Below are 15,601 nucleotides of genomic sequence, written 5' to 3'. Positions count from 1 at the left end.
CTCACTAAAGGAAATGGAGGATCTCATGCCCGAAGCATTGCCGTATCCGTTGTTCGACGCGGACAACCACCTGTACGAGACCCAGGAGGCGCTGACCAAGTTCCTTCCGGAGAAGTACAAGAATGCGATCCAGTACGTCCAGGTCAATGGCCGCACGAAGATCGCCATCCGGGGTCAGATCAGCGAATACATCCCGAACCCGACGTTTGACGTCGTCGCTCGCCCGGGTGCCATGGAGGATTACTTCAAGAACGGCAACCCCGAAGGCAAGAGCAAGCGCGAGATCTTCGGCAAGCCGATCAAGGCACCTGCCGCCTTCCGCGAGCCTGCTGCGCGTCTCAAGCTCATGGATGAGCTGCAGATCGACCGCACCCTGATGTTCCCCACGCTCGCGAGCCTCATCGAGGAGCGCATGAGTGACAACCCGGAACTAATCCACGCCGTGGTCCACTCGCTCAACCAGTGGCTGTACGAGACCTGGGGCTTCAACTACGAGGATCGCATCTTCACCGTCCCGGTGATCAGCTTGCCGATCGTCGAAGAGGCCATCAAGGAACTCGAGTGGTGTGTCGAGCGTGGCGCCAAGGCCATCCTGGTCCGCCCCGCTCCGGTCCCCGGATACAAGGGCCCGCGGTCGTTTGCCCTGCCCGAGTTCGACCCGTTCTGGAAGCGCGTTGTCGAGCTCGACGTGCTGGTCACCCAGCATTCGTCCGACAGCGGTTACGCGCGGTACAACCAGGACTGGGAAGGCACCAGCGACGAGATGCTCCCGTTCGTGACCAACGCGTTCCGCATGGTCAGCGAATGGCGTCCGATCCAGGACACGGTTGCTTCGTGGGTTTGCCACGGCGCCCTGTTCCGTTTCCCGGAGCTGCGCATCGCCGTCATCGAGAACGGTGCCAGCTGGTTGCCGCACGTGCTGCAGACACTGGCCGACGTGTACAAGAAGGCTCCTGAGGGCTTCGGCATGCAGGATCCGGTGGCTGCCATCAAGAAGAGCATCCACGTCAGCCCCTTCTGGGAAGAAGACTTCAGCAAGCTCACCGCCCTCATCGGCGCCGAGCGCGTGCTGTTCGGGTCGGACTACCCGCATCCCGAGGGCCTGGCCGAGCCGACCACGTACATCAACCACATCCAGCACCTGCCTCTCGAGGATCAGAAGCTGGTCATGGGCGGAAACATGGCGAGGTTGCTCAAGGTATGACCTGGGAGACCATCCCGCAGATGGTCCTCTCCGTCGGCGATCGCTTCGGTGACAACGAAGCGATCGTCGACGGACCGCTCCGGCTGACTTTCCGTCAACTCACACAACGGGTTCGGAAGGCAGCCGGAGCTTTTGCATCAGCGGGCATCAACAAAGGCGACCGGGTCGCCATCTGGGCACCCAACTCGGCCGAATGGGTCATCGCGGTCTTCGGGCTGCTGACCGCCGGCGCAGTGCTGGTCCCGGTCAACACCCGGTACAAGGCTGACGAGGCCGACGACATCGTCCGCCGCAGCGGCGCCAAACTGCTGCTCGTGCAGCAGGGCTTCCTCGGCACCGAGTACAGCGGCCCCGACGGAGTTCCCGTCATCGACCTCAAGTCCGACTTCCTGTCCAGTGGTGAGCCTTTCGAGTGTGAGGTCAGCGGCGACGACATCGCCGACATCATGTACACCTCGGGCACCACCGGACGCCCCAAGGGCGTCATGATGAACCACCGGCAGACATTGCGGCTGTTCTCCGAATGGTGCGATCTCGCCGATCTCCGCGAAGGCGACCGCTATCTGATCGTCAACCCGTTCTTCCACATGTTCGGCTACAAGGCCGGCATGATCGCATCGATGATCCGCGGCGCCACCATTCTTCCGGTGCCTGTGCTCGATGTCGATGAGGTGCTCGATCTGGTTGAGCGCGAGAAGATCACGATGCTCCCCGGACCCCCGACGCTGTATCAATCGCTGCTCGCGGCGAACGACGGCAGCCGCGACCTCTCGTCGCTGCGCGCGGCGGTGACCGGCTCGGCCGACATCCCCGTCGAACTCATCCGCCGGATCAAAAAAGATCTCCCCTTCGAGACCATCATGACCGGTTACGGGTTGAGCGAAGGCGGTACGGCCACCGCATCACGGGCCGGCGACACCTTCGAACAGATCGCCACCACCGTCGGAACACCGTGCGATGGAATCGAACTGCGCATCGCCGATGACAACGAGGTGCTGATCCGCGGGTACAACGTCATGCAGGGCTACCTCGACGATCCCGTGGCCACGGCCGAAGCCATCGACTCCGACGGCTGGCTGCACACCGGCGACCTCGGAAACCTCGATGAGGGCGGACGCCTGCGGATCATCGGCCGCAAAAAGGACATGTTCATCGTCGGCGGCTTCAACGCCTACCCCGCCGAGATCGAAGGATTCCTGCTCGAGCACCCCGCGATTGCACAGGTTGCGGTGATCGGGGTCCCCGACGAACGCCTCGGCGAGGTCTGCAAAGCCTTCGTGGTGACGAACGAAGCTGTGTCCGAGGCCGATCTGATCACCTGGAGCCGCCAGCGCATGGCCGGCTTCAAGGTGCCCCGGTCCATCGAGTTCCTCACCGAATTGCCCACCAACGCAACCGGAAAGGTTGTGAAGGACCTGCTCCGCTGAGACGGATCCGTGAAGGGACACCCGGATGGACACTGATCTTCCACTGATCGATGAACACCGGTTGAGTGTGGCTGCCTCACTGGCCACGACGTGGGAAGCGCTGAGTGCCTGGATCGCGCGCACACAGCTCGGCGCCAACACGCACTTCACGGATCTGCTCGGAACAGAGCCTCGGCGCGGTTCGGGCACAATCCCCGAGTTGGGCGCCACAATTCCCGGGTTCGAAGTCACCGAATCCGTGCCCGAGGGTCACATCACACTTGCCGGCCGCCACCGGTTCTCGAGATACCAGCTCGTGTTTTCGACAAGCACCGAAGCCGGCGGAACGATCGTCAGCGCCCGCTCGTATGCAGTATTTCCCGGAGTACTCGGGTGGGGCTATCGGCGGCTGGTCATCAGCTCCGGCGCACATGGACTGATCGTGAAACGCATGCTCAAACAAATCCGACGCGCCGCCGAGTAGCCCGTCCACCACCACCCACCGCCGAGCGTGCCAACAAAACCGCCCAGCGTGCCTTAGTTACCGCCCAGCGTGCCAAAACTGCTACTGCCCTTACGGTTTCGGCACGGTCAACGAACGGTTCGGCACGGTCGACGGTGATCTGGGCACGGTCGGCGGATGGTCCACCGTCGAGCGTGCCCTAAATACCGTCCAGCGTGCCTTCGTTGCCGTCGAGCGTGCCAAAACCGCTACCGCCCTTACAATTTCAGCACGGTCAACGAACGGTTCGGCACGGTCGACGGTGATTTGGGCACGGTCGGCGGATGGTCCACCGTCGAGCGTGCCGTAAATACCGCCCAGCGTGCCTTAGATACCGCCGAGCGTGCCAAAACTGCTACTGCCCTTGCGGTTTCGGCACGGTCAACGAACGGTTCGGCACGGTCGACGGTGATTTGGGCACGGTCGGCGGGGGGTTAGCGGGCCGAGTCGGGGCCTTCGAGGATCGTCACGGCTGCCACGGCGGTGGGTCCACCGAGATTGTGTGCCAAACCGACCTTGGCGCCGTCGACCTGGTTGATGGCATTGCCGCGCAGCTGGTCGAACAACTCGACACACTGTGCGACACCGGTGGCGCCCGGCGGGTGACCCTTCGACTTCAGACCGCCGCTGGGATTCACCGGCAACGAACCACCCACGGAGGTGTCACCGGCTTCGAGAAGCTTGTAGCCCTCGAAGCGGTCGGCAAAGCCCAGGTCTTCGTAACTGATGATCTCGACACCGGTGAAGAAGTCGTGCACCTCGGCGACGTCGACGTCGGCGGGAGTCAATCCGGCCATCGTGAACGCCTGCTTGGCCGCACGAACGGTGGCCGGGAATGTGGTCATGTCTGTCTTGTGCTGGTGCATCACCGAATCCAGGCCCAGGCCCACACCCCGGACCCACACGGGCCGGTCGGTATAGCGGTCGACGACGTCTTCGGCGGCGAGGATCAAAGCGGCCGCGCCATCACTCTGCGGGGCACAGTCATAGAGACCAAACGGTGTGACCACCGTCGGGGCCTCGAGGGCCTGCTCCATCGTGATCTCGAACCGCAAACGCGCCTTGGGGTTGTTGACCCCCTGGCGATGGTTCTTCACCGCGACCATCGCCATGTGTTCGCGGGTGGCCGGCGACTCGTGGAGATAGCGGCTCACGTGCAGCGCGAATCCGGCGGGCGCAACCAGTCCCAGCGGGTAGTCCCACGCCATATCCCGAGAGGTCGCTTCCCACTCCCACAGCATGTCTTTCGACGCAGTCTCGCGGAGCTTGTCGGCGCCCATCACGAGCGCGACGTCAAACGCGCCGGAGGCGATGCCGTACAAGGCATTACGGACGGCATCGTTGCCGGTGGCACACGAGTTCTCGATGCGCGTGACCGGAATGTCCGGCAGGCCAAGGGAGTCGGCGAGGATGCCGGACGGGAACCCGTCGGTCGTACCCATGGCACCGAACCAGGCGGCCTGCAGATCGTTCTTGTTGATGCCCTTGTCCACGCTGGCCGCCGCTTCCGCGTAGGCCATCGGGAGCAGGTCCTTGATTCCGTGAGCGAAGTGTTCGGCGAACGGAGTCATACCCGCACCGACAACTGCAACCTTCCTCATACCACTGCTCCTTCCGCAACAGGTTCGGGCTCAAATGCGTAGCCGTAGTCGGGAACTCCCGAACGCATGGCCACCCGGCGGAGCGCCAGACGCCCACGATCGCCGATACCCACCGACCCGGGATCTGCACCGGTCACCTTGACCAGCGCTCGAACGTTCACATCTTCGAGTTCGACGATCACCAAAGAATAGGGGGTTTTCAAACCCGGCACCGGAACATGCACGGTGACACCGGTGTACACGGTCCCGGTCCGCGGTAGCGGTACGAGCTCGTATTCGGTCTGCAGCGCAGAGTCATCGGAGACCTGGTAGCGCGGCGGGAAGTCGAGGTTCTCGGAATCGGCGTATTTGCCTGCCTCCCAACGCACCTTCGCCTCGAACGCCCGCTCGTATGCCGCGAGCGAGATCGGGATCTCGTTGCCCGGGATGTACGTCGTCTCCAGCTTGGGCCGGGCCGCGGGCTCGCGGCGGTGCAGCGCGACCGACCCGGCGGCAACCGTGATCCCGGACAGGCTCGCCTGTTCGACGGCGGCCAGCGGACCGGTGGTCTCCGATTCGGCCATCGCCGCAAGGGCGAACAGACCTGAACTGGCGCCCACAGTAGGCAGCGGTGCGGAGAACCCCTGGCTCAGTTCATTTGCGTGTTTCTGATCCACGCCGGCAACAGCTGTCGGATGATCCAGCCAGGCCGCGGCCAGCGAGGCCACCAGACCACGGTCGTGCAACAACCGCGGGTCGCCGTAATCGTGCACAACTCCTGTGGATGAATTGCGCGTGCGGACCGGAAGGCTGCGCGCCACCCGGGCCGACGTGCGCACGTGCAGACCACAATCGGAGGTCAGAGCGGCAGCCGCTCCGGCCGGATCGAGGTCCACACCTATGACCAGCGTCCGCTGGCGCGCCGAACTCAACGCATCAAGCGTTGCCGGCGCGCCACCGAGACGCTCGGTCACCTCTAGCTCGGGGTCGAGATCAAGCCCGGCGAGAAGCACTGCAGCATTGCTGCTTTCGAGCAATGGAAGGTCACGGGTGACGAGTACAACCGAGTCGACCGTGCCCCCCTTGCTGAGCGCTGCCCGCCCTGCCTCCACCGCCATCGTGATGGCATCCTCGTCGTCACCGGCGATGCGATGATCCGGAGTACCCCACGGTGGCAGGTACGTTCCGATAGAGGCGATGTAAGGCATTGAATCTCCCGTATTACCTAGGTGACCGCGCCGGCGGTTTTCAGTTCGATGATGCGCTCCCAGTCCAGCCCGATTTCCAAGAGGATCTCGTCTGTGTTGGCGGCGAACTCCGGAGCAGCAGAGGTCGTCGTCGCAGTCACATCGAATTGGACCGGGGTGGACACCAATTCGATCTCGCCGGCCTGGACGTAGTAGTCGTTGGCCCGGACCTGGGGGTCCGCACTGACCTGGTACGAGTCCTGCACCGGCGCCCAGGGGCCCGCGAGTGTGCTGAGGCGTGGGGTCCACTCTTCGAGCGTGCGGCCCTTGATCGCCTCTCGCAGGATCGCCACCGCGGCTTCGGTATTGGCAGAGATGTCTTTGCCCGTGGCGAATCGCGGATCGTCGATGAGTTCCGGACGCTCGATATGCCGGCAGACATCCGCCCAGAACTTCGACGGCTGCATCATGATGAACGAGATGTACCGGCCGTCGGCCGTCTCGTAGACACCGGTCAGCGGGTTCACCGGCGAACCATGCACACCCGGAACCGGTGCAACCATCGGCTCTTTCAGATGCGCGGACAACGCGATGCCATGGCCCATCGACCACATTCCGCTACCGAGCAGAGAAACGTCGACCACCGAGGGCTCGCCGGAACGTTCCCGCTTGAGCAGCGCTGCGGCGATGCCACCGGCCAGGTTGGTACCCGAGATCGTGTCACCGTACGCCGGTCCCGGAGGCGCGATCATGCCCTTGGTTCCGGGCGGCGTGACCGTTGCGGCCGTACCGGCGCGGCACCAGAATGCGGTCATGTCGTACCCGCCGCGATTCGACTCTTCGCCGCGGGGCCCCAGGGCACTGCCGCGGGCGTAGATGATGTTCGGGTTGATCGCCCGGACGTCGTCGACGTCGATCCCGAATTTGACGCGGTGATCGGGCAGGAAGCTGGTCAGGAAGACATCGGCCTTCTTGATCAGTTCGATCAGGACTTCCTTGCCTTCCGGGACGGACATGTCCAGGCCGAGGCTCCGCTTGCCGCGGTTGGCGTGCTCGACATTCGGGTTGGGGTCGCCCACGACAACCATCGTGCCGGTCTGACGCAATCCGCGCTGCGGATCACCGGTCACGGCATGTTCGATCTTGATGACCTCGGCACCCCAATCGGAGAGCACGGCACCGGCCGACGGGACGAAGCCGTACATCGCGACCTCGAGGACGCGGATCCCTTCGAGTGGTTTCACGATGCGGCCACCGGAGCTGCGAAGGACTTGATCTCGAGGAATTCTTCGAGTCCGGGTGCACCCATCTCACGGCCGAGGCCCGACTGCTTGTACCCACCGAATGGCACGTCGGCGCTGAAGTAGTTGCCGCCGTTGATGCTGAACGTTCCGGTACGGATCCGACGACCGATCGCGAGTGCGCGGTCTTCATCGGCACTGAGGACACCGCCGGACAGACCGAACTGCGAATCGTTCGCGATCTGGACGGCGTGCTCGTCGTCGTCGAACGGGATCACTGCCAGGACCGGCCCGAAGACCTCATCCTGGGCGATCTCGCTGGACGGATCCACGTTCGCCAGCAGAGTCGGCTTGTAGAAGTAGCCGGGGCTCACCGACTCGCCGCCGAATGCCAGCGTTGCGCCGGCGGTCACGGCCCGCTGCACCATTCCATCGACCTTGTCGCGCTGCTTCGCGCTGATCAAAGGCCCCATGTAGGTCTTCGGGTTCGTTGGATCACCGAACGTGACCCGCTTCATCATCGCTGCGACCATCGCGACGATCTCGTCGTGCTTCTCACGCGGGACGAGCAGTCGGCTGGTCAGCGCGCAGCCCTGGCCGGCATGCGAGCAGATGCTGAACGCCGCGAACTGGGCGGCTGTCTGCAGGTCTGCGTCGTCGAGCACGATGAGTGCCGATTTGCCGCCGAGTTCGAGGAACACGCGCTTGAGGCTGTCGGCCGCGGCGGCCATGATCAGGCGGCCAACCGGGGTGGATCCGGTGAAGGTCACAACGTCGACATCTGGATGTGTGGTCATCACCTCTCCGACCGCGACCTCCGTCGAGGACAGGACGTTGACGACGCCGGCCGGGATGTCGGTGTGCTCGGCGATCAGTTCACCGAGGGCGAGGGTCAGCAGTGGAGTGTCCGGAGCGCCCTTGAGGATCACCGTGCACCCGGCGGCCAGGGCGGGAACGAGCTTGGCGAGAGCGAGCTGCGTCGGATAGTTGTATGCGGCAATGGCCGAGACCACACCGGCGGCTTCCTTCTCCACCCAGCGGCGATGCTTCTGGCCATTGATCTCGATCTCGCCGAGGTCCTCGGTCAAGGGGTACTCACGCAGCAGATCCGCGTAGAACTTGATGATCCCGATCGGAACGTCGAGTTGATTGCCGTGCGTGAGAATCCGCGGGGCCCCGACCTCCGCCATGGTCAGTTCGCGCAGCTCTTCGGAGTGGTCGAGCATTGCCTGATGGAACTGGTCGAGGCACTTGAGTCGGAGCTCGGTGTTGGTGGACCAGTCGGTGTGGTCGAATGCCTGACGTGCAGCGGTGATCGCCGCCTTGGCCTCGTTCACACCGGCGTCAGGGGCATAGCCGTAGACCTCTTCGGTGGCCGGGTTGAGCGATGCGAACTCCTTGTCGAGTGCCACCAACTTGCCGCCGATCAGCAGACGCTTACGGACACCTCCACCATTCACGTCGGTTCCTCCACCGGCTACCACTGCTTCCTGGGCTGGCATTGCGCCTCCTCAAAATCTGTGAAAACTTCATTCTCAAATATGACCAACGCCACATTCGCCTTAAACGGACTGTAGCAACATTTCCGGCGCGCGCCTACCCGGCTACGGGCAGACCCCGGGCAGCGAAACGGGCAAAAGACGCAGAGCAAACGCATCAGACTCTTGCAGACTGCTACATTTCGAGAGTATCGTTCTCGCAAATAGAAAGGGAGATTCTTGTGATTGAGACAACAGCCCTCAGCCCCGCACTGGGAGTTCAGGTCCATGGCGTCGAAGACCTGCTCGACGATGTGGTGGCCGCACAGTGCCTCGAAGCACTCAAATGGCGGGGTGTCCTCCTCATCCGTGGCCTGAATCTCAGCGACGAGCAGCAGGTTGCGTTCAGCCGCAAGCTCGGCACGGTTCTGGCCCCGGGCGGCAAAGAGGTTTTTGTGGTCTCACTGAACCCCGAGAAGTCCCGCTCTGCCGAGTACCTCAAGGGCACGCTCTTCTGGCACATCGACGACACCACCAACGACATTCCCGCCAAGGCAACGATGTTGACCTGCAAGCACGCGGCAATGGTTGGCGGCGGCACCGAGTTCGCCAGCACCTACGCCGCGTACGAGAGCCTGTCTGACAACGAGCGCAAGCGCTACGAAGGTCTCCGCGTGGTCCACAGCTTCGAAGCCGCCCAGCGACTGGTCCATCCGGATCCGCCCGCCGACATGCTCGCCGGCTGGCGCAAACTGCCCACCCACGAGACCTCGCTGGTCTGGGACCGCAAGGACGGCCGCAGGTCGCTGGTCATCGGCGCCACCGCCGATCACATCGTCGGAATGCGTCCTGAAGAGAGCCGCGAGCTGCTCGACGAACTGCTCGCGTACACCACGCAGGAGCGCTTCTCCTACACCCACGAATGGCAGGTCGGCGACGTGGTGATCTGGGACAACACCGGAATGCTGCATCGCGCACTGCCGTATGACCCCAGCTCGGAACGCGAGATGCACCGGACGACGATGGCCGGCAGCGAGGCATGGGCGTGAAAACAGCAGTTGTCACCGGCGGTAGCTCCGGCATCGGTCGCGCTGTGGTCGAGCGACTTGTCGCCGACGGCTACAACGTCGCCTCCTTCGACCGGACACCAAGCGAAGAGAAGAACTCCTACACCGTCGACATCACCAGCCGTGAGCAGATCGACGCTGCGTTGGCGGAGGTTCGCGAGACCCTCGGTCCCGTCACCATCTTGGTCAACGCTGCCGGCATCGACAGTTTCGGCCGCTTTGTCGACCTCGACTTCGACGAGTGGAAGAAGATCCACGAGGTCAATCTCCACGGCACCTACCACTGCATCCAGGCCGCGTTGCCGGACATGCTGAAAGCCAAGTGGGGCCGGATCGTCAACATCTCGTCGTCCAGCGCGCATTCGGGCCAGCCGTACATGGCCGCGTATGTCTCGGCCAAGTCCGCGGTCAACGGGCTCACCAAGTCGCTCGCGCTCGAACTCGGCCAGGTCGGCATCACCGTGAATGCGGTACCGCCGGGCTTCGTCGACACCCCGCTCCTGCGCAGCGCCGAGGGCCAGAAGCGTCTTGGCGGCACCGTCGAAGACCACATCCTCCGCACTCCGGTGCGCCGTGTCGGACGGCCCGAAGACATCGCCAACGCGTGCGCCTTCCTGATCTCCGAGGACGCCAGCTACATCACCGGACAGATCTTGGGCGTCAACGGCGGCCGCAACACCTAAGCAAGCGCATCGGCGCCACCCGCCGTTGTTGATCGTTTCCAGCAGCTGAAGAAATTTGAAAGGCATTCACCATGGGTCGTGTAGAGGGCAAAGTCGCGTTCATCACGGGAGCAGCACGAGGGCAGGGCCGCAGCCACGCTGTGCGTCTGGCCGAAGAGGGCGCAGACATCATTGCCATCGACTACTGCACCGATTTCGAGACCATCGGTTACCCGATGGCAACCCCGGAAGACCTCGCAGAAACAGCCAGACTGGTCGAGAAGCACGATCGTCGCATCGTGACCGTGCAGGCCGACGTCCGCGACGCGGCTCAGGTCAAGGCTGCAATCGAGACGGGTGTCGCCGAGCTCGGCCGGCTCGACATCGTTGTGGCACAGGCAGGTATCGCCGGCATGAAGGGCGAGCCCCGGTGGCAGTCCTTCACCGACGTCATCAACACGAACCTCGTGGGAACCATCAACGCGGTGACCCTGGCTCTGCCCTACCTCAAAGAAGGTGCTTCGATCATCGCCACCGGTTCCACCGCGGCGCTGATGGACACCAGCAAGGTTGATGAGCCCGGCAAGGATCCCGGTGGCACGGCGTACGTCTACTCCAAGCGCGCCCTGACCGACTTCATCCACAATCTCGCGCTGCACATCGCCCCGGAGGGCATCCGCGCCAACGTGATTCACCCGACGAACTGCAATACCCCCATGCTCCAGAGCGAACCGATGTACCGTTCATTCCGCCCCGACCTGGAGCATCCGACGCGCGAAGACGCCGAGCCCGTGTTCGGTGTACAGCAGGCGATGAAGATCCCGTTCATCGAGCCCGTCGATATCAGCAACATGGTGCTGTTCCTCGCGTCTGACGAATCCCGCTACGTCACCGGCACGCAGCAGCGGGTCGACGGCGGCGGCTACCTGAAGTGGTACGGCGTCCACTTCTGATCGCCGGACCCCCTATCCCAGCCCGCTTTTCAACTACCCGAGGAGATTCACAGTGAAGGTGCACGTCGACGCAGACAAGTGCCAGGGCCACACGCTTTGTGCGATGATCGCGCCCGAATCGTTCGAATTGGATGACATTGACGGTCATTCGCAGGCCATCACCGAAGATGTGCCGGCCGAGCATGAGAAGAGCGTTCGCGAAGCGTTCGCCTCGTGCCCGGAACGAGCAATCTCCATCACCGAATAGCAGCCCCCGGCTATTCGGTAGCCCCGCATACCTGAGAAAGGACGGCGCCCATGACCGTTGACGACGTCACCCACGACGCTCGCAAGTCACCTAGATTCAAATTCGAACGACACGCTGCGCACTATCGGGACGAGTTCGAAGAAGTCACGCAGAAGATGCAGTCAGAGTGCCCCGTTGCCTGGAGTGACACCTACGGCGGCCATTGGGTTGCCGCGGGCAACAAAGAGGTCTTCGAACTCGCCCGTTGCCCGGTGATCTCCACCGACCACGACGTGACCGGTGACGGCTCGGGATACAAGGGCATCTCGATCCCAACCCCGGAGCGCGCCAACGGTCTTCGTGGCGGCATCCTGGAAATGGACGATCCCGAACACAAGATCTACCGTGGCATCCTGAACCCGTACCTCTCACCGGCTGCGGTGAAGGCGTGGATCCCGTTCATCGACGAGGTCGTGCATGCATGCCTCGACGAGAAGATCGAGTCGGGACGTATCGACTTCGTCGACGAGCTCGCCAACATCGTGCCCGCGGTCCTGACCCTGGGCATGATGGGCATCCCGCTGGAGAAGTGGACGCTCTACAACGAGCCGGTTCATGCTGCCGTCTACACCCCGCCAGACTCCCCGGATATCGCACGGGTCAACGAGATGCACCGGACCATGGGTGCCGATCTGTTCGCCAATCTCGCAGAGATCAAGGCGAACCCACGTCCGGGCCTGATCAACGCTCTGGCGGAGGCCCGGCTCGATGGCGAACCATTGCCTGACATGGAGATCTTCGGCAACCTCGGTCTTCTGATCGGCGGTGGCTTTGACACCACGACGGCACTGACCGCACACGCACTCGAATGGCTCTCGGAGAATCCGGAAGCGCGCAAGACCCTCAGCGACGATCGAGATGAGCTGCTCGACTCCGCCACCGAGGAGTTCCTGCGCTATTACACCCCGGCACCCGGTGACGGGCGTACGGTCGCCGAGGACATCGAGATCGAGGGCAAAGAGTTCAAGGAAGGCGACCGGTTGTGGCTCTCGTGGGCGATGGCCAACCGCGATCCCGAGGTGTTCGACGATCCCAACGAGGTAATTCTCGACCGGCATGCCAACCGGCACTACAGCTTCGGACTCGGGCTGCATCGCTGCGCCGGATCCAATGTCGCCCGGACCGTCTTCAAGCGCATGTTACTCGCAGTGCTCGACCGCCTTCCGGATTACAAGTGTGACCCGGAGGCCACCGTCCACTACGACACCATCGGTGTCATCCAGGGCATGCGTCACCTGCCGGCAGACTTCACTCCGGGTGAGCGGATCGGCGACGGCTTCGACGCCACCCTCGTCCGGCTGCAGAAGCTGGTCGACGACACACGTCTGGCAGAGCCTGCAGTCGTCGCGAAGGCGCGCGCTGAAGCAGCCGGATAGTCGGCACAGAACAACTGATCTGGCAGTGACCGCCACGCTGATGCAGGCGTGGCGGTCGCTGTCGTAATACCAACAAGGAGGCACCGTGGCCGACAAGACGAAACGTCCTCTGCCGTTACTCACCAGCGAGACCGAGTTCTTCTGGACGTCGGGTTCCGATGGCGTGTTACGTATTCAGGAGTGTCAGAGCTGCTCATCGCTGATCCATCCACCACAGCCGGTCTGCCGCTACTGCCGCGGTCGTGAACTTGCACCCCGGGATGTCTCCGGCTATGCCACCCTTATCGGGTTCACACTCAACGAGCGATTCAGTCTGCCCGGTATGCCCGCCCCGTACGTGGTGGCCCAGGTTGCACTCGAAGAGGATTCGCGAATCCGGTTGACCACCAACGCTGTTGAATGCGACCCTGCCGAGCTCGAGCTCGGGATGCGGATGGAGGTCGTTTTCGAGAACCAAGAAGACGTCTGGTACCCACTGTTCCGCCCCGCCGCCGACCAGGGCGAGCAGCCCGCCGCAGCGCCACACGACGAGATCGAGCCACAAGATATCGGCCTGCATGTGCGATCGAGGGCCACCTCGGAGAAGTTCGAGGACAAAGTCGCCTTGACCGGTATCGGCATGTCCGAAATCGGTCGGCGCCTGATGGTTTCGCCGATGTCGCTGACAATCACCGCCTGCGAGCGTGCGATCGCCGACGCCGGCCTGACGATCGACGACATCGACGGCATCTCCAGCTATCCGGGCCCCGGCAACGTCGGAGGTTTCGGCGAAGGTACTGGCGTCATGGGAGTCGAAGCGGCCCTGGGCATTCGGCCCAGCTGGTACAACGGCGGCATGGAGACCTTCGGTCCCGGTGGTTCCGTGATCGCCGCGATGATGGCGGTTGCCAGCGGCATGGCCACCCACGTGCTCTGCTTCCGCACCCTGTGGGAATCCACGCACAACGAACTGATGAAGCAGGGCAAGGTCTCTCCGCCCGGTGGCGGCGGTCGCACCAACAGCTGGATGATGCCGTTCGGCGGCATCTCCGCGGCGCACACGTTGGCGCAGAATGCGCAGCGACATTTTCACCGGTACGGGACGACCCGGGAGACACTCGGCTGGATCGCCCTGAACCAGCGAAAGAATGCCGCGCTCAATCCCACTGCCATCTACCGCGATCCGATGACGATGGACGACTACCTGTCGGCCCGCACCATCACCACGCCTTTCGGTCTCTTCGACTGCGATGTGCCCTGCGACGGATCGGTCGCCGTCATCGTCTCGGCCAAAGACGCCGCCAAAGACCTGGCCAAACCTCCGATTTACGTCGAAGCCGTCGGCACGCAAATCATGGAACGCATCGAGTGGGACCAGAGCACGTTGACCCATGAACCGCAGGTTCTCGGTCCCGCTGCCCATATGTGGACACGAACCTCGTTGCACCCGAGCGATATCGATGTCGCCGAGCTCTATGACGGTTTCACCTTCAACTGTCTGTCGTGGATCGAAGCGCTCGGCTTCTGTGAGATCGGCGAGGCCAAGGACTTCCTCGACGGCGGTAAGAACATTTCCATCGGCGGCGAGGTCGCACTCAACACCCACGGTGGTCAGTTGTCGCACGGCCGAACCCACGGCATGGGACTGGTCCACGAGGCGATCACCCAGTTGCGTGGTGAGGGCGGCGAACGCCAGGTGCCCGGTGCCGCCACCGCCGTCGTCAGCAGCGGCGGGCTCACCCCCGGCGGCGTGATGTTGCTGAGGTCGGCCCCGTGACGGTCGTAGAGACGGACACGGTTGACGTACCGGTCGCTCAGATAGTCGACGTCGATGGGACCCCGTCGTCGAGTTTGCTTCTCGCAGTACCGAATCCTCGCGGTGTGATCGTGGCACTGCACGGTGGGGCATCCAAGGCGGCTTACTACGACTGCCCCGGATTCCCACGGCACTCGCTTCTGCGAGCCGGGGCCGCGAACGGTTATACCGTTCTGGCCCTGGACCGTCCGGGATACGAAGCGTCGTTTGACTTCGTCGACCGGTTCACCACCGCGGAGCAGCGCGTCGACTGGGCTTATGCCGCAGTTGAAGCCCACCTCGGTTCACGATCGCGGGGTGCGGGCATCTTCATCTTGGCCCACTCCGTGGGATGCGAGTTGGGTGTGCGGATGGCCGCCGACGTCCGGGGCCGTGACCTCCTGGGCATCGAGCTCTCGGGAACCGGAACCGAACATCAGGCCAAGGCCGCATCGGTCCTGGTACCCCGGGGCAAAGGCGGGATCAAGCCTGATGGCGCCGGTGTTCGCGAGCTGCTGTGGAATCCCGCGCGGCTCTACCCACCGGAACTGTCTGGCGGAGGACCGATTTCCGCGTCCGGCCCGAAGTACGAGTACGAGGTGGTCCGGGACTGGCCGCGAATGAATTTCCCCGACCTCGCCGCGCAGATCCGGATTCCGGTGCACTTCACCGCCGGTGAGTTCGAAAACGTCTGGCGCAACGACCCCGACGCGCTCCACGACATCGGGGCGCTGTTCAGCATGTCGCCGCGGGTCGAGGTGGAACAGCAGTTCGACGGTGGCCATAACCTGAGCCTCGGCTACACCGCGATGGCCTACCACTTGAATATCTTGTCGTTTGTCGAAGAGTGCGTCGATGACGCAAAACGTCCCCGATACTGAGCAC

14 protein-coding genes are annotated in these 15,601 nt (G+C 63.3%); 10 read left to right on the top strand and 4 right to left on the bottom strand.

The features are described from left to right. The first annotated feature begins 25 nt into the window (after positions 1 to 25). Genes H290_RS0124360 through H290_RS0124350 form a run of 3 tightly spaced genes read left to right on the top strand, consistent with a single transcriptional unit; the run spans position 26 to position 3,094 of the window. The gene (locus H290_RS0124360; protein WP_028463651.1) at positions 26 to 1,204 is read left to right on the top strand and encodes an amidohydrolase family protein; all 1,179 of its coding nucleotides are present in this window, start codon (positions 26 to 28) and stop codon (positions 1,202 to 1,204) included. After that, entirely contained in the window at positions 1,201 to 2,631 is a 1,431-nt protein-coding gene (locus H290_RS0124355) for a FadD3 family acyl-CoA ligase (protein WP_020109468.1), read from the top strand. Before H290_RS0124360 ends, H290_RS0124355 begins: the two co-directional genes overlap by 4 nt. Before the next feature lie 25 nt (positions 2,632 to 2,656). Next, positions 2,657 to 3,094, top strand: coding sequence for a hypothetical protein (locus H290_RS0124350; RefSeq protein WP_020109467.1), 438 nt, complete (start codon positions 2,657 to 2,659; stop codon positions 3,092 to 3,094). 452 nt (positions 3,095 to 3,546) lie between these two features. Here H290_RS0124350 and H290_RS0124345 read toward each other — a convergent pair whose 3' ends face one another. From H290_RS0124345 to H290_RS0124330, 4 genes are read right to left on the bottom strand one after another with little or no spacing between them, the layout of a single operon-like run. After that, positions 3,547 to 4,713, bottom strand: a complete 1,167-nt coding sequence (locus H290_RS0124345) for a thiolase (RefSeq protein ID WP_020109466.1) — start codon at positions 4,711 to 4,713, stop codon at positions 3,547 to 3,549. Next, entirely contained in the window at positions 4,710 to 5,900 is a 1,191-nt protein-coding gene (locus tag H290_RS0124340) for an OB-fold domain-containing protein (protein ID WP_020109465.1), read from the bottom strand. Before H290_RS0124340 ends, H290_RS0124345 begins: the two co-directional genes overlap by 4 nt. 17 nt (positions 5,901 to 5,917) lie before the next feature. Further along, a complete protein-coding gene (locus tag H290_RS0124335) occupies positions 5,918 to 7,123 on the bottom strand; it encodes a CaiB/BaiF CoA-transferase family protein (RefSeq protein WP_020109464.1) in 1,206 nt (401 codons plus the stop codon). Then, positions 7,120 to 8,622, bottom strand: coding sequence for an aldehyde dehydrogenase family protein (locus H290_RS0124330; protein ID WP_020109463.1), 1,503 nt, complete (start codon positions 8,620 to 8,622; stop codon positions 7,120 to 7,122). The genes H290_RS0124335 and H290_RS0124330 overlap by 4 nt, the downstream gene beginning before the upstream one ends. Positions 8,623 to 8,840: 218 nt before the next feature. On the opposite strand from H290_RS0124330, the gene H290_RS0124325 reads away from it, so the two are divergent. The 7 genes from H290_RS0124325 (at position 8,841) to H290_RS0124295 (ending at position 15,597) form a co-directional block, all read left to right on the top strand. Continuing rightward, positions 8,841 to 9,647 carry a TauD/TfdA family dioxygenase gene (locus tag H290_RS0124325; RefSeq protein WP_020109462.1) on the top strand — a complete coding sequence of 269 codons (807 nt, stop codon included), beginning with the start codon at positions 8,841 to 8,843 and terminating at the stop codon, positions 9,645 to 9,647. Beyond that, positions 9,638 to 10,348 carry an SDR family NAD(P)-dependent oxidoreductase gene (locus tag H290_RS0124320; protein WP_020109461.1) on the top strand — a complete coding sequence of 237 codons (711 nt, stop codon included), beginning with the start codon at positions 9,638 to 9,640 and terminating at the stop codon, positions 10,346 to 10,348. The genes H290_RS0124325 and H290_RS0124320 overlap by 10 nt, the downstream gene beginning before the upstream one ends. A gap of 71 nt (positions 10,349 to 10,419) precedes the next feature. Then, positions 10,420 to 11,280 (top strand): mycofactocin-coupled SDR family oxidoreductase, encoded by an 861-nt coding sequence (locus H290_RS0124315; RefSeq protein ID WP_020109460.1) that lies wholly within the window; start codon positions 10,420 to 10,422, stop codon positions 11,278 to 11,280. Positions 11,281 to 11,332: 52 nt separating this feature from the next. Further along, positions 11,333 to 11,527, top strand: coding sequence for a ferredoxin (locus H290_RS0124310; protein WP_028463649.1), 195 nt, complete (start codon positions 11,333 to 11,335; stop codon positions 11,525 to 11,527). 50 nt (positions 11,528 to 11,577) lie between these two features. Next, positions 11,578 to 12,942, top strand: coding sequence for a cytochrome P450 (locus H290_RS0124305; protein WP_020109458.1), 1,365 nt, complete (start codon positions 11,578 to 11,580; stop codon positions 12,940 to 12,942). A gap of 85 nt (positions 12,943 to 13,027) precedes the next feature. Then, complete coding sequence (locus H290_RS0124300) at positions 13,028 to 14,698, top strand: OB-fold domain-containing protein (protein WP_020109457.1); 1,671 nt, start codon at positions 13,028 to 13,030, stop codon at positions 14,696 to 14,698. After that, a complete protein-coding gene (locus H290_RS0124295) occupies positions 14,695 to 15,597 on the top strand; it encodes an alpha/beta hydrolase (protein ID WP_020109456.1) in 903 nt (300 codons plus the stop codon). The genes H290_RS0124300 and H290_RS0124295 overlap by 4 nt, the downstream gene beginning before the upstream one ends. Positions 15,598 to 15,601: the final 4 nt, after the last annotated feature.

The organism is Nocardia sp. 348MFTsu5.1 (genome assembly GCF_000383535.1).
Lineage (GTDB): Bacteria > Actinomycetota > Actinomycetes > Mycobacteriales > Mycobacteriaceae > Williamsia > Williamsia faeni.
The sequence above is the reverse complement of the archived record's forward strand: the minus strand, read 5'-3'. Positions and strand labels throughout refer to the sequence as shown.

Coding starts and splice junctions, on each gene's coding strand:
- H290_RS0124305 (WP_020109458.1), top strand. CDS start 11,578: ATGACCGTTGACGACGTCACCCACGACGCTCGCAAGTCACCTAGATTC.
- H290_RS0124315 (WP_020109460.1), top strand. CDS start 10,420: ATGGGTCGTGTAGAGGGCAAAGTCGCGTTCATCACGGGAGCAGCACGA.
- H290_RS0124355 (WP_020109468.1), top strand. CDS start 1,201: ATGACCTGGGAGACCATCCCGCAGATGGTCCTCTCCGTCGGCGATCGC.
- H290_RS0124350 (WP_020109467.1), top strand. CDS start 2,657: ATGGACACTGATCTTCCACTGATCGATGAACACCGGTTGAGTGTGGCT.
- H290_RS0124320 (WP_020109461.1), top strand. CDS start 9,638: ATGGGCGTGAAAACAGCAGTTGTCACCGGCGGTAGCTCCGGCATCGGT.
- H290_RS0124360 (WP_028463651.1), top strand. CDS start 26: ATGCCCGAAGCATTGCCGTATCCGTTGTTCGACGCGGACAACCACCTG.
- H290_RS0124345 (WP_020109466.1), bottom strand. CDS start 4,713: ATGAGGAAGGTTGCAGTTGTCGGTGCGGGTATGACTCCGTTCGCCGAA.
- H290_RS0124330 (WP_020109463.1), bottom strand. CDS start 8,622: ATGCCAGCCCAGGAAGCAGTGGTAGCCGGTGGAGGAACCGACGTGAAT.
- H290_RS0124340 (WP_020109465.1), bottom strand. CDS start 5,900: ATGCCTTACATCGCCTCTATCGGAACGTACCTGCCACCGTGGGGTACT.